The organism is Winogradskyella vidalii (assembly GCF_013403955.1).
Classification (GTDB): Bacteria; Bacteroidota; Bacteroidia; order Flavobacteriales; family Flavobacteriaceae; genus Winogradskyella; species Winogradskyella vidalii.
In genome coordinates this window covers 42840-56507 of the sequence record NZ_JABFDG010000001.1, presented here as the reverse complement: position 1 = coordinate 56507, position 13668 = coordinate 42840, and the positions used below count along the sequence as shown (strand labels likewise).

The following is a 13668-nucleotide window of genomic DNA, read 5'->3' as shown; positions in this document are numbered from 1 at the left end:
GTAGGTATAGCTTGCCGAATACAAAGACCTACAAGGTGTTCAAAACCTTGCAGGTCAACACTATTTTCTAATTACTTCTAGCAAGGCCACAACAATAACAAAACCAGGGTTCACCCGTACGTATAGCGTATCATACCCGTGTCTAACCCGTGTATATGCCGTGTCACATCTATGTAAACACCATACCAATATAAACTAACAAAAGGGGTATTTCAAAGTAAGAAACACAAGCAATAGTCCCCTATCACGTGCAAGCGCTATTACAACGTATATTTCAAAGCCAAAATTAAATTACGCCCTGCAGCAGATATCCCCGAAGAATAAGGGCGGTAACGCTGATCCGTAATATTTTCTAAACTAGCCGTAAGACTCAAGTGGTCGTTGTATTGGTATTGCGTTCTAAAATTTAGCGTATGCCAAGCAGGCGCATACGGATTGCCGTCAGCATCTAAAGCGTACAGATAATCTTTTGAGGTTTCGGATGGCGACAGTTGATTAAACGCTAATTCATTATTGTAAACTACAAAAGCATCACATAGCAACTTATCAGCTTTCCAAACAAAATGGGTACGTCCAAAACTCGGAGCAACATGCCGTATTGGCTCTTCCACCCCATTATTATCTTCGGTACCTCCAATAACATTATATTGAGAACGCAACTTAAGCTGTTTGGTAAAATTAGCCTCTACACCGACTTCAAAACCATAGATCCAAGCTTTAGAGGCATTTTGCATGGCTTGTACCGTACTTAGTTCGCCGTTGTAATAAATTTCAGAATCGCCATTTAATTCATAATCCCTCCGGATTAAAGCATTATCTAAAAAGGTGTAATAAGTCGCTAAATCTATAATGAACTTCTTATCAAAATTCAACTTTAAACCCAATTCACCACCATAAGCATATTCGGCTTTAAGGTCTTTATTAGGCACCACCACAGCCCCAGGCTCCGAATCAAACACCTTACCGATATCATCTATATTGGGCGCTCTAAATGCGGTAGACGCATTAAGTTTCCATTGTATTAAATCGCTTGGTGACCATGTGATACCAGCAGTACCTGTTAGCGCGCCCGTATTCAATTTAGCTTCTGTAAATGGCAAATCTAAAAACACATTATTCGCCGTAAAATCAGCTCTTGAAATCACTTGGTTATAACGTAAACCCGTCTGGAATACAAATTTACTGTTGGGCTTATACTTTAAACTACTATACGCAGCAAAAGATTGCCAAGTAGCACCATCAGGATAACGGGTTACTGCGGCACTAGAGGTCTGCGTATCTAAATCTTGTGTTTCGGCTTCAGAGCCAACATTATTATATAAATATTCAACACCGTAAAAAAGGGAGGTTTTAGCACCAAAATCTTTTTCTAAATCTAAGTTAAACGATAGGGCATCAACGTGTTCTTCGGTAACGTTACGTAAACGCGACCCAAAGTCACGGTCCATTCGACTCTCCTGAAAATTCTGGTACGCTAGTGTTGTTTGTATTTTATCATAAAGATTAGAACGGCTACTTAATTTGGTAAGTTGAAAATTCCCCATAAACCATTGTTGGGGCCCATAGTTCCATTCAGCAGATCGCAAATTGTCGCCATTATAACGCAACAAACGATCATACCTAGAATAATCTGATGTGGTTGAATAGTAGAGCCCTAAATTAAAATCAAAATCTTCAGAAGGTTCAAAACGCACCTTTTGCATTAAGTTAATTTGATCATAGCCTGTAGGCGTTTGTATTTGTGGATTGGCATTAGCCACAACAACATCTTCACCGTTTTGTTGGGTCACATATTCGGGACGTAAATAATCACTAGGCCCATGGCTTCCCATTCTAAGGTCATCAAAATCAGTATAACTTACACTGGTTAAAAACGCCCATTTTTTATAGCCAAGATTCAAATCTAGATGACCTGTTTTCTCATGATTGGCTGTAGCATATCTAGTAATGGCATTTCCACTTATATACGGTTCATTCTTATAAGACAATTGGGCTTTCTTAGTATAAAAACTCATCACACCGCCAATGGCATCACTGCCATAAACTACAGCACCCGCACCTAGAGTAACTTCTGTTTGCTGTACCGCAAATGGATCTATAGAGATGACATTTTGAATATTGCCGCCTCTAAAAATGGCATTATTCATACGTACACCATCAACGGTAATTAAAAGACGGTTAGTAGAAAAACCCCTAATCATGGGGCTACCACCACCCATCTGACTTTTCTGAATGTAGATATTACCAGTACTTTCTAATAAATCGGCACTCGTTTGCGGATTAGCCAAAGCCACGTCTTCAGCATTTACACTGACAATAGTTTGTGGAATATCGCGTTTGCTTTGCTCAAATTTTGATGCCGAAATAACAATTTGGTTTAAGCTTTCAACCTTTAATGTGAGATAGACGATGTTATTATTCTCGGCAATTTCAGATTTTGTAAGTTGTTGTTTTTGGTATAAAAAATCATTAAAAAAAATGATTTCCTTAGCCTTAAAACTTCTTAGTGACGCTCTACCACTTAAATCCGTAATAATCGTATTGGTTTTATTCTGATTATAAAGTGCGACGCCTGGTATAGGGGTATTAGTGTCGGCTTCTAAAACAGTAACGGTCTGCCCATGTGCTATCTGTAAAAATAGAACTAACAAAATATGACAAACGATATAGTGCTTCAGTTGTGAACTCATGCGCATTAAAACTAATTTCGCTTAATGAAAAACCTCATTAAGTACCTGTAACGATTTAGGCCTTTTAAAACTTCCTAGATGTAACTCAAAATAAAACAACAAGATATTCAAAAATTCTTGCCGTTGTTTTCCTTTGATTTTTATATGGTATAGGTCATCAAAACTTGTGCCTAACAGCTGTTTTAACAGTGTTAAATTTTCACCAGAAACAGAATAAGTCCCCCGATTTGAAGCTTCAAAAATTCCTGATTCTAAATTAAAATATGGATAATCTGAATTTAAGTTTCCGGGTTGAAAACCTAAATAGCGTGTTAGCTTTAAAAGAAACAACAAATGAAAGTTTGAAAATTGGTCCTCATTATCCAAATACTGAAGTGCAGCTTCAATAAACTGAAATAAATCTTGGTTTTTTTCCTCTTCCTTTAAAACCGTTGAAAGAATTTCGGATAAAAACAATACAATAGCGCCTTTATAAATGTGAGTGTGAAGACTTTTGTAAATGTAATTAAACTTTACTTCACTGATAAAATGCAGGGATTGGTTGGGTTTATAGTTTTCTTCAATTTCAAGTTGAGACAACGCTTGATAATACACCGTTTTTGATAAGCCTTTTTTAGATTTTAAAACGCCGCGCAAGAGGTAGCTCACTACGCCACGCTGTTCGGTATAACATTTAACAATAAGGTCGTTATCTCTATATTTTAGTTTAGAAAGGACAATGCTATTATTTTTTGTACGCATACGCTATCGGACAATAAGAACTTTTAGCACTTTAGTTTCATAAGAATCTAAATCTGAAATCATAATTAGATAAACCCCTGTTCTTACCACATTACCGCCCATGTTTTTACCGTTCCAAACGGCTGTTCCTCCGTCTATAGCAAAATTATAATTGGTATTAGAAGATCGTAGGTTAACGTTAGACTGTGCTTCTGCAACAAGATTCCCTTCAATATCAGTAATCTTAATATTTACGCGCTCTGTAAGTCCACTAACCTTTACACCTTTATTAATATCAGTAAGGTTATTAAAACCTAATATATTGTATTCTGGTCTAACAGGATTGGGATAAACAAAAGCATCTTCTAAGGTTTCTCCAGTCTTAGAACCACCGGCCTTATAAGAGAGTAATCCTTTTGTAGTTGCTATATAAACCTCACCATTATCGGGATCTATAGAGATATCATTAATCCCATTAGACGGTAATGGAGAGTTATCAGTTGTAAAATGATATATGGTACTTTGGCCATCTGAAGAAAAATAAAACACCCCAGAGTCTACCGTACCAATCCATTTATTATTAGAGCCATCAACTTCTATATCAGTGATGGTCTGCCCTTCTAATAACTCCTTAGCAATGCCATCTTCTAAAATAATAATTGAACTTAGACTTGGGTTTGTATCGTCATAAAATCCAGAGGTATTATAAAGCACTCTTAATCCCGAAACTGTACCCACCCAAAGTTGATTTCTATTATCTATAGCCAATGAAGTAACAACATTACTTGGTAAATTCTGTTCTTCTGACTTTATGTTTCGCAGCGGATTATTTCCAACAGATTCATTATAAGCATAAATACCATTAGAATAACCTCCAATCCATTTAGTACCGCTGTTATCGATAGCGATATCAGAATAACCTAATTCATCATTAATGGCATCTTGTATAATAGCAGAAAAATCATAACTCTGCCAATTTCCCGAGGACGGGTCATAAGATTTTAAGGGCTCAAACAAAAGCGAAGTTATAGTCCACAGTAGACCATTACTATCAAAATCTGTTGCAGACATTCTTATACCATAAACTCCTGGTGAACCTGGCACTACTAAAGATTCTAAATCACTATTGCTTTCGTTATATAATATGGTAGGTTCAAAATTATTAACTTCTAAAAGTCCATTTTGAAATGAGCTTACAAAAACCTGATTATAATTAAAAGGATTTACAGAAATGGTATTAAGGTTCTTAGCTTCAAAAATACTATCGTAAGGAATGCTTTCCCAGGCTTCATTTCTATAATAACTTATCCCTCTAGACCGAAGCGGAGTAGGAACAAAATCTTGTGTATAATCTCCAAAACTGGTCCAAACGGTATTGGTTTCTGCATTAAGTCTAAATGTTTCATTAAACAAAGGGCCATTAGGTCTAATTTCTGTATAAATTTCAGAATTAGAAATCGTATTTTTAAGTACACCTAAGGATCCCGTACCAATATAAATAGCATTGTTCAATGTGATTGCAGAAGTAAAATTAGTTTCAAAATCTACCGTAGGCTGAAAACTACTTACCAATAGCATATTTTCATCATATATATATACGGTATTTGTTGTAGAGTAAATCAGACCAGCATCCGATACATCAGCATCAATGGGTAATAAAGGTAAGGTAGATAGCGCATTTAACGATCCACCACTTATTTCATAAATGACTCTATTACTTCGTACTGTATATAACTTATTATTTACAGTATTAATAGTATAGAAATCTCCCATAATGAGCGTTTGCCACTGCTGATAATCTATTAAATTAGGATTGCTTAAATCTGCTTTTTTTACACCATTACCATCCAAACAAGCGACATAAATTTCATCATTTAAAACAGACACTTGTTTTACACTGATCTGTGCACCTCCATTTCCTAAAAAATAAGTATCTCCAAACTCTAAACGATCGATATCATACACTGAAACACCGTAATCGGTTGAGATATAAATTAAGCCTTCGTGTTCATAAAAATGATTGATTCGTTTATTGGCAGGGGTGATATTTTGTTTCTCTAAAATATCAACGACAGCTAGCACTTCCTCTTCTTCAGATTCAGAATAAATCTCAATTAACCCGGTCTCATAGCCAACAAGTAAATATTGATATAATTCACTATAATAAATGGTCGTGATTTCTTCACCAGATAAACCGTCTATCGTCGTAATTGTACTTAATTCGTTAGTTAATGTGTGATATTCAAAAACAGCATTTTGAGCTGCGGCATAAATTTTATCTTCTCCACTAACCACATCAACAATATCATTATATGAGTAGTGTGCTTTCCATAACGACGAAAAATCTTGACTATAACATGAAGCAGTTAGCCCAAAAATGAGGATAAAGATTTTAAAAACAATATGGCGCATTAGTCAGTTAGATTTGTTCAAAGATATTAATAGTAACGATAATATTGTGCTATTCATATATTATGTCATTAAAAAAGCCTCCATGAAAATCACAGAAGCTTATTTTATTATACTAAAAGACGTTTAAACGACACCTTGAGCCAACATGGCATCAGCTACTTTTACAAAACCTGCAATATTAGCGCCTTTAATGTAATCTACAGAACCATCTTCGTTTTTCCCGTACGTTACACAAGCATCGTGAATAGCTTCCATAATACCTTTTAACTTCTCATCGACTTCAGCTCTCGACCAACTTAAGCGTAATGAATTTTGACTCATCTCTAAACCAGAAGTAGCTACACCACCTGCATTAGAAGCTTTTCCTGGAGAGAATAAAATATGCGCTTTTTGAAACTCATGAATCGCTTCTGGTGTTGAAGGCATATTAGCACCTTCTGATACACAGATACATCCATTTTTAATAAGTTGCTTAGCTTCCTCGCCATTTAATTCATTTTGAGTGGCGCATGGTAGAGCAATATCACATTTTATAGACCAAGGTCTTGCGTCTTTAACATACGTGGCGTTTGGATATTTATCTACATACTCACTTATACGTCCTCGTTTGTCATTTTTAATAAACATTACATGCTTTAATTTTTCAGCAGTGATGCCTTCTTCATCATAAATATAGCCTCCAGAATCTGATAGTGTTAAAACAATAGCACCTAATTCAATGGCTTTTTCTGCAGCATATTGAGCAACATTTCCTGATCCTGAAATAAGCACACGTTTACCTTTAAAAGATTGCTCCTGTCTGCTTAGCATATTGGCTGCAAAATAAACGTTACCATAACCTGTTGCTTCTGGTCGTATTAAAGAGCCACCCCAAGAAGCTCCCTTTCCTGTAAGAACGCCGGTAAATTCATTTTTTAATTTTTTATACATTCCAAACATATAGCCAATTTCTCTTCCGCCTACACCAATATCTCCCGCTGGCACATCTGTATTAGGCCCGATATACTTGAATAACTCACTCATAAATGCTTGGCAAAAATTCATGATTTCATTATCAGACTTTCCTTTAGGATCAAAGTCTGACCCTCCCTTACCACCACCCATTGGCAAAGTGGTTAAAGCATTTTTAAACACTTGCTCAAAAGCTAAAAATTTTAAAATACTAGCATTAACCGTTGGATGAAAACGCAACCCGCCTTTATAAGGACCGATGGCCGAGTTCATTTGAATTCTATAACCACGATTAACTTGTATTTCTCCTGAATCATCAATCCAGCTGACTCTGAAAGAAATTAATCGTTCAGGTTCTACCATTCTTAGAAGAATCTTTTTTCCTTGATATATTTGGTGTGTTTCAATATAAGGAATAACCGTTTCTGCAACTTCTTGAACAGCTTGTAAAAACTCTGGCTCATGACCATTTCGGTCTTTAACAACATTTAGAAAAGCATCTATTTTATCTTTCATTATTTATGATTTTACGATCTGAATTTTAAGGTTAAAATCTCGCTCAAAAAAAAATCTCACATAAAAACAGATCTATTTATGCAATAGTCTAGAAATTTATAATATATTGTCTCGATATTGCTTATCCTACAAAAGTAAGCGTTAATTTTTTATTTTTCTGGTCTAATTTTTTTAAATTATTAATAATTTATTTCTAAAAACAATCATAAAATGCGCATTTCATCCGTTTTACTTTGTATTTCGTCGAGTTTTTATATATTTGCTCTCTAAAGAGTTTCAATTTGAAATTGACATGACATTAAATATAAAAAATCTAATTATTCCGTTTGCATTTTTGTTTACAATGCAATTAAGTTACGCACAATTAGGGTTTTCTCATGAAGTCGGAGTCGTTGCTGGTCCATTAGCTTATCAATCTGACTTTGGTGAACGTTATGACTTTGAAACAAACTCTGGTAATATAGGATTCGGTATTGGTTTAGTATACTATATGAACTTTGACTACCGTTCTAATTACAGTTACCGCTCAAGGGACAATTACTTTAGAGATCATTTTAAAGTACGTGCTGAACTTTCTTGGAATAAGACCACTCTAAATCATTATGGTACATGGGTAGATCGAGAAGGTTCTAGTGCAGATAAATTAAAAGCACATTCTGGAGAAGCTCAAAACTGGAATTTAGGTGCACAATTAGAATTCTTCCCACTAAGCATTAGAGATTACTCCTATGGAGAAACTTCTTTTGCGCCTTATATAAGTTTAGGTGCTCAATATGTCTCTTATGCCCCGAGTGTAAGTACCACATATGGTGACCAAAATATTGATAATGCTAATAATTTTTACCCAAGCTGGGAACCTGGTTCTGTAAGTGATATAAGTGGCTCAACATGGTCTATTGTGAGTAGTATTGGCACAAGATACAATCTTACTAGAATGTCCGATTTGGTAGTTGACTTAAAATTCCAAAGCTTTTTTAATGACAAATCTGATGGACTAGACCACCAATTAGATTCTAATAAAACTAATGATTGGCTAGTTTGGTTAAATTTTGGTTATATCCATTATCTAGATTAAAAAGCTATAAACAAAACATACAATACACAAAAAGACCAAATCGTAAAATTTGGTCTTTTTTTATCATATTAAATGGCCATTCTCAATTAGCCTATTGCCTGTTCTAAATCGGCAATTAAATCGGCTTCATCTTCTATACCAACACTTAATCTTATTAGCGAATCTACAACGCCTAGCTTTTCGCGTTCTTCTCTTGGAATACTTGCATGTGTCATACTTGCCGGATGTCCCGCTAAAGACTCTACACCACCTAACGACTCCGCAAGGGTAAATACTTTTAAATTCTCAACAATTTTAATCGCTTCTTTATAGTTATTGCCTTTGGTCGTAAAAGAAAGCATCCCGCCAAAACCGCTCATTTGTAGTTTTGCGATATCATGATTGGGATGATTTTTAAAACCCGGCCAATAGACATGTTCAATTTTAGGATGCTGCTCTAAATATGTCGCCACAACACTCGCATTTTCACAATGCCGTTGCATACGTACGTGTAAGGTTTTTATGCCTCTTAGCGCCAGAAACGAATCTTGAGGGCCACATATAGCACCACTCGCCCTCTGAATAAAACACAAGCGATCTGCCAAATCTTTGTCCTTAACCACTAATGCACCCATCACCAAATCACTATGTCCTCCCAAATATTTAGTTGCCGAATGCATTACAATGTCGGCACCTAAATCTAAAGGCTGTTGCAAATATGGCGTGGCAAAAGTGTTATCTACAGCAAGAAGGATATGATGTTTATTAGCAATTTTAGCAACCGCTCCAATATCAATAATATTAAGTAACGGATTAGTTGGCGTTTCTACCCAAATAAGCTTTGTATTGCTATTAATATAGTCTTCAATAATGTCTGCATTTTCCATCCCTATAAAATGAAATACAATACCAAAATCCTCGAATATCTTCGTAAACAAACGATAAGTACCACCATATATATCACTAGTTGATACCACTTCGTCACCTGGTTTTAATAATTTTAAAACCGCATCAATAGCTGCTAAACCAGAACCAAATGCCAAACCATAATTCCCGTTTTCTAAGCTTGCAAAAGCTTGTTCTAAAGCCTGACGTGTGGGATTTCCTGAACGTGAATATTCAAAACCTTTATGACCTCCAGGAGTCGATTGTGCATAAGTAGACGTCTGATAAATTGGAGGCATTACCGCACCGTAAGCTGCATCGGGTTTTTGGCCACCATGGATTGTTTTTGTATTGAATTTCATGAAATGTAAATTATAAAGGAAACGTAATTTATCTAATTGTGTCTTAACTTTTAGAATTATCGCTATTGTATGACAACAAATTTAATGGATAATTCGTTCTATTGAAATCTAAACAATACCTTTATTGTATGTTTAACATAACCTCAATGACTTTGAAACGAATAATCCCTTTTTTCATTCTCACCTTGTTTTTAATCGCCTGTGATTCAGAAATTAAACCAGCGAGTTTTGAAACTACAGCTGTTGAAACCTCTTTTGAAGCTGAAATTTCAGCAGTTTACAGCAAGGCTATAGGAAACTCAGACCTCAGCAAAACTATTAATACAAATGTTGAGAAAGCCATTATTGAAACTTTAAATACACCAGAAAAAAAATCGGATTTAAATGCAGTATTAGAAGCATTTAATAATGAGTACCTTACCTTCAAAAATGAATTTTCAGAGGTTACTGAACCGATTTGGGAACTTCATATTGAAACCGAATTAAGCTATCAATCTGAATCCGTTATTACACTAGCGATAAGCACTTACGAATTTAAAGGTGGTGCACATGGTAATGATAAAATTAAATTTCTCAATTTAGATGCTAAAACTGGTGAGGTTTTAAATTTTGACGATTTAATAACTCAAAAGGACGACTTTAAAACATTAGCTGAAGAACACTTTGAAAAATCACTAATTACTAAAGACAATAACCTTAAAATGGAAGATTTCTTTTTTGGAGAGCCCTTTCATTTACCAGAAAACATCGGATTTAGTGAAGACGGTTTGGTCTTACTTTACAATGTTTATGAAGTAGCATCTTACGATAGAGGTTACACCGAGTTTATGATTCCTTACAGCGAGGTCGAGCCTTATTTAAAAGTCGATTAAATTCATTTTCAATATTTGCACTTATTTAAGTTATCTTCAGACTTCCTTAAAGACAACTTTTCAATTTTAAAGACGCTAACTTTACAAGTTGCACACAAATGATAATACCATGAACAAAATATACTATTTAAACAGTTGTAATACCTGCACACGAATTATAAATGAGCTGAATTTACCTGAAGACTTTCAACGTCAAGATATAAAAACAGAGCCTATTACTGAGCAACAGATTGAAGACATGCACGAACTTACAGGTAGTTACGAGAACCTGTTTAGTAAACGTGCTAGACTATATAAAGAATTAGGCTTAAAAGAAAAATCGCTAACTGAATCTGATTATAAAACCTACATTTTAGAACATTATACCTTTCTAAAACGACCAGTTTTATTAGTTAATAACCAAATATTTATAGGTAATTCAAAGAAAACAGTAGAAGCTGCGAAACTAGCTATTCATCAATCCTAAAAATCTAACCTACTCACCGCTAAAAAAAAGCAACATAATTTGCCCTATTCCTCTGTAGTGTTTAAAACGGTAGCTGCTATTCCAAAATCTTATTGGAATAGTCTAGAATGCGCTAACAACATTTATTATTCTCCCGAATTTTTAAATGCTTTTGAAATAGCCAATACCAATATAGAATTCAATTATATATTTATTTTACAAAATGAAAAACCCGTAGCTTTTGCTAATACACAAATAGTCACTATTGGTGTAGAAACTATTACTAAAAACATTAGTATGTCGGATCATATTAGATGTACGGTAAACAATATGTTTTGCAATAATCACCTACGTATTTTATTCTGCGGCAATATCTTTTTAAGTGGTGAATATGGGACCTTTTTAAAAGATGGTGAAAATAAAAATGACACTTTTAAAGCCATTTCTAAAGCGGTAAAACAGCTTTCAAAAAGCACTAAAAACCTCAGTGCCATTTTTGTAAAGGATTTTGAAAATGAATCACTACCTATTACAAATCATCTTAAAGTTGAAGCCTACACAGCCATGCAAGTGGAACCTAACATGATTATCACACTAAAACCCGAATGGCATTCTTTTGAAGATTATACCAAAGCCTTAAAATCTAAATATCGCGTAAAAGCCAATAGGGCTGATGCGAAAAGTGAAACTTTAGTCACAAAATCATTTTCTGAAGAGACTATTAAAATTCACAAAAACGAATTACAAAACCTTTATCAAAACACGATAGAGAATGCCGATTTTAATGCGCAAATATTAAACCTTGACACCTATATTCATCTTAAAAAAGCTTTTAAAGATGAATTTATAGTCCAAGGCTATTTTCTAGAAGAAAAATTAGTAGGTTTTCTATCTGCCATGCAAAACGGAACCCATCTTGATGCCCATTTTATTGGAATCGATTATTCCAAAAACAAAGAATATGCTATCTATCCAAGAATTTTAAACGACTATGTTCGCTTAGGAATTAAATTAAAAACAAAGCAGATTAACTTAGGTAGAACCGCCTCTGAAATTAAAAGTACCCTTGGCGCAAAGCCAAAAGAATTGACTTGCTACTGTAAACATAAACGGTATTTACCTAATCAGATATTAAGGCCATTTATACAGAATGTGAACATAAAATCCTTTAAGCAACATTCGGTTTTTAAATAACTAATTCCTGCAAAAACAGGTATCTTATAAAATTTTAGACCTCAAAGATTTAAAAAACCCTTGAGGTCTTTTAAGCATTGATTTTATAATTTCATCGCCTTAGGTTTCACCCCATGCTTACGAGTATCTTCTTTAGTTAACACTTTAAAGCTTTCAGACTTAGGAAACTTGTGCGCCAATTCTAATAAAACCCCTGGTAAAGCAGTTAGTTTACGCGCTTTTAAATCTATCCAAGCCCCTTGCATTTCGCAATAGGCTAAATGCTCGCCTTTATGGTTATAAAAATTGTGTTCAAACATAAACAACATACCATCTTCACTTAAACCAGACACCTCAATAGTTACCGTAATTGGTGTTCCAAGAAATGATTCCTTAAAATAATACATGTGTTCATAAAACACCACAGGACCAACATTGAATTTCATTATCTCTGGCATCGTAAACCCCTTCTCAGTAAAAAAAGCCATCCTAGCGTGACTCATAAAATTGGTATATGCAGAATTAGCTAAATGCCCATTAGCATCAACATCGCTCCAGCGAATTTCAAATTGTTTTTTATACATCTTTATTCCTTTTTCTTTTATCAAACAAAGTTATGAAAGTAACCTATGCATGCATAATAGTTTGTAAAATTTTTAATCCATCGCTATAAACATTGAATTTTGTACCTTTGCACAACTTTAATTAAAGCGTCTTAATGATACAATCCATGACAGGTTATGGGAAATCTGTACTACAGCTCCCAACCAAAAAAATCACTATAGAGTTAAAATCACTAAACAGTAAAAATCTTGACCTCAACGCTCGTATGCCTTCTATGTATCGTGCGAAAGAATTAGATATTAGGAAACTGATTTCAAGGCACTTAGTGAGAGGTAAGGTCGATTTTTCACTTTTTGTTGAAATCACAGGTGAAGATACAAGTTCAAAAATCAACAAAACCGTTGTAAACGAATACATTAAACAACTCAAAGAAGTGGTTGATGGTGACGCTACAGAGTTACTAAAAATGGCCATTCGTTTGCCTGATGCTGTCACTACAGAACGTGATGATATTGACGAGGAAGAATGGACACAAATAGCCGAAGGAATCAATGAAGCCATCACAAACATTGTTATTTACAGAAAAGATGAAGGTGAAACTTTAAATCAAGATTTTGTAGATAGAATTACAACCCTTAAACAATTGTTAGACGAAGTCATTGCCATGGACCCAGAGCGTATTGACGGTGTTAGAACACGTTTAGAAAAAGGTATTGCAGACCTAAAAGAAAAGGTAGATGAAAACCGTTTTGAGCAAGAATTGGTTTATTACATCGAAAAATTTGATATTACTGAAGAAAAAGTCAGACTAGATAATCACTTAGATTATTTCATTAAGACCTTAAAATCAGGCGACTCTAACGGAAAAAAACTCGGTTTTATATCTCAGGAAATAGGTCGTGAAATCAATACTATAGGTTCGAAATCTAATTATGCACCAATGCAAAAATTAGTGGTTCAGATGAAAGATGAACTCGAAAAGATTAAAGAACAAATGTTGAATGTGCTATAAATTAGTCAACCG

Annotated in this window: 11 protein-coding genes; 5 read left to right on the top strand and 6 right to left on the bottom strand. The window is 34.6% G+C overall.

Features of this window, described 5'->3' with window-relative positions; genetic code table 11:
• Nucleotides 1–260: 260 nt before the first annotated feature.
• From HM982_RS00260 to gdhA, 4 genes are all read right to left on the bottom strand, one after another.
• Complete coding sequence (locus HM982_RS00260; RefSeq protein WP_179351126.1) at nucleotides 261–2696, bottom strand: TonB-dependent receptor; 2436 nt, start codon at nucleotides 2694–2696, stop codon at nucleotides 261–263.
• A gap of 15 nt (nucleotides 2697–2711) precedes the next feature.
• Entirely contained in the window at nucleotides 2712–3431 is a 720-nt protein-coding gene (recO, locus tag HM982_RS00255) for a DNA repair protein RecO (protein WP_179351125.1), read from the bottom strand.
• Nucleotides 3432–3434: 3 nt separating this feature from the next.
• Nucleotides 3435–5822, bottom strand: a complete 2388-nt coding sequence (gene porZ / locus HM982_RS00250) for a type IX secretion system anionic LPS delivery protein PorZ (RefSeq protein ID WP_179351124.1) — start codon at nucleotides 5820–5822, stop codon at nucleotides 3435–3437.
• 123 nt (nucleotides 5823–5945) lie between these two features.
• A complete protein-coding gene (gene gdhA, locus HM982_RS00245) occupies nucleotides 5946–7289 on the bottom strand; it encodes an NADP-specific glutamate dehydrogenase (RefSeq protein WP_179351123.1) in 1344 nt (447 codons plus the stop codon).
• A gap of 292 nt (nucleotides 7290–7581) precedes the next feature.
• Between gdhA and HM982_RS00240 the strand changes: the two genes are divergently transcribed.
• Nucleotides 7582–8364, top strand: a complete 783-nt coding sequence (locus HM982_RS00240) for a THC0290_0291 family protein (protein WP_179351122.1) — start codon at nucleotides 7582–7584, stop codon at nucleotides 8362–8364.
• 86 nt (nucleotides 8365–8450) lie between these two features.
• On the opposite strand, the gene HM982_RS00235 is transcribed toward HM982_RS00240, so the two are convergent.
• The gene (locus tag HM982_RS00235; RefSeq protein WP_179351121.1) at nucleotides 8451–9590 is read right to left on the bottom strand and encodes a cystathionine gamma-synthase; all 1140 of its coding nucleotides are present in this window, start codon (nucleotides 9588–9590) and stop codon (nucleotides 8451–8453) included.
• 152 nt (nucleotides 9591–9742) lie between these two features.
• On the opposite strand from HM982_RS00235, the gene HM982_RS00230 reads away from it, so the two are divergent.
• From HM982_RS00230 to HM982_RS00220, 3 genes are all read left to right on the top strand, one after another.
• The gene (locus HM982_RS00230) at nucleotides 9743–10462 is read left to right on the top strand and encodes a DUF3298 and DUF4163 domain-containing protein (protein WP_179351120.1); all 720 of its coding nucleotides are present in this window, start codon (nucleotides 9743–9745) and stop codon (nucleotides 10460–10462) included.
• Nucleotides 10463–10571: 109 nt separating this feature from the next.
• Complete coding sequence (locus HM982_RS00225; RefSeq protein WP_179351119.1) at nucleotides 10572–10928, top strand: arsenate reductase family protein; 357 nt, start codon at nucleotides 10572–10574, stop codon at nucleotides 10926–10928.
• Nucleotides 10929–10967: 39 nt separating this feature from the next.
• On the top strand, nucleotides 10968–12101 hold the full coding sequence (locus HM982_RS00220; RefSeq protein ID WP_179351118.1) for a peptidogalycan biosysnthesis protein: 1134 nt from the start codon (nucleotides 10968–10970) through the stop codon (nucleotides 12099–12101).
• Nucleotides 12102–12184: 83 nt separating this feature from the next.
• Here HM982_RS00220 and HM982_RS00215 read toward each other — a convergent pair whose 3' ends face one another.
• Complete coding sequence (locus HM982_RS00215) at nucleotides 12185–12664, bottom strand: acyl-CoA thioesterase (protein ID WP_179351117.1); 480 nt, start codon at nucleotides 12662–12664, stop codon at nucleotides 12185–12187.
• A 134-nt stretch (nucleotides 12665–12798) separates the two neighbouring features.
• Between HM982_RS00215 and HM982_RS00210 the strand changes: the two genes are divergently transcribed.
• The gene (locus tag HM982_RS00210; protein WP_179351116.1) at nucleotides 12799–13656 is read left to right on the top strand and encodes a YicC/YloC family endoribonuclease; all 858 of its coding nucleotides are present in this window, start codon (nucleotides 12799–12801) and stop codon (nucleotides 13654–13656) included.
• Nucleotides 13657–13668 lie beyond the last annotated feature (12 nt).

Bases quoted from the DNA above. Each gene is read 5' to 3' on its own strand.
- HM982_RS00260 (WP_179351126.1), bottom strand. From the start codon at position 2,696: ATGCGCATGAGTTCACAACTGAAGCACTATATCGTTTGTCATATTTTG.
- recO (WP_179351125.1), bottom strand. From the start codon at position 3,431: ATGCGTACAAAAAATAATAGCATTGTCCTTTCTAAACTAAAATATAGA.
- porZ (WP_179351124.1), bottom strand. From the start codon at position 5,822: ATGCGCCATATTGTTTTTAAAATCTTTATCCTCATTTTTGGGCTAACT.
- gdhA (WP_179351123.1), bottom strand. From the start codon at position 7,289: ATGAAAGATAAAATAGATGCTTTTCTAAATGTTGTTAAAGACCGAAAT.
- HM982_RS00240 (WP_179351122.1), top strand. From the start codon at position 7,582: ATGACATTAAATATAAAAAATCTAATTATTCCGTTTGCATTTTTGTTT.
- HM982_RS00235 (WP_179351121.1), bottom strand. From the start codon at position 9,590: ATGAAATTCAATACAAAAACAATCCATGGTGGCCAAAAACCCGATGCA.
- HM982_RS00225 (WP_179351119.1), top strand. From the start codon at position 10,572: ATGAACAAAATATACTATTTAAACAGTTGTAATACCTGCACACGAATT.
- HM982_RS00215 (WP_179351117.1), bottom strand. From the start codon at position 12,664: ATGTATAAAAAACAATTTGAAATTCGCTGGAGCGATGTTGATGCTAAT.
- HM982_RS00210 (WP_179351116.1), top strand. From the start codon at position 12,799: ATGATACAATCCATGACAGGTTATGGGAAATCTGTACTACAGCTCCCA.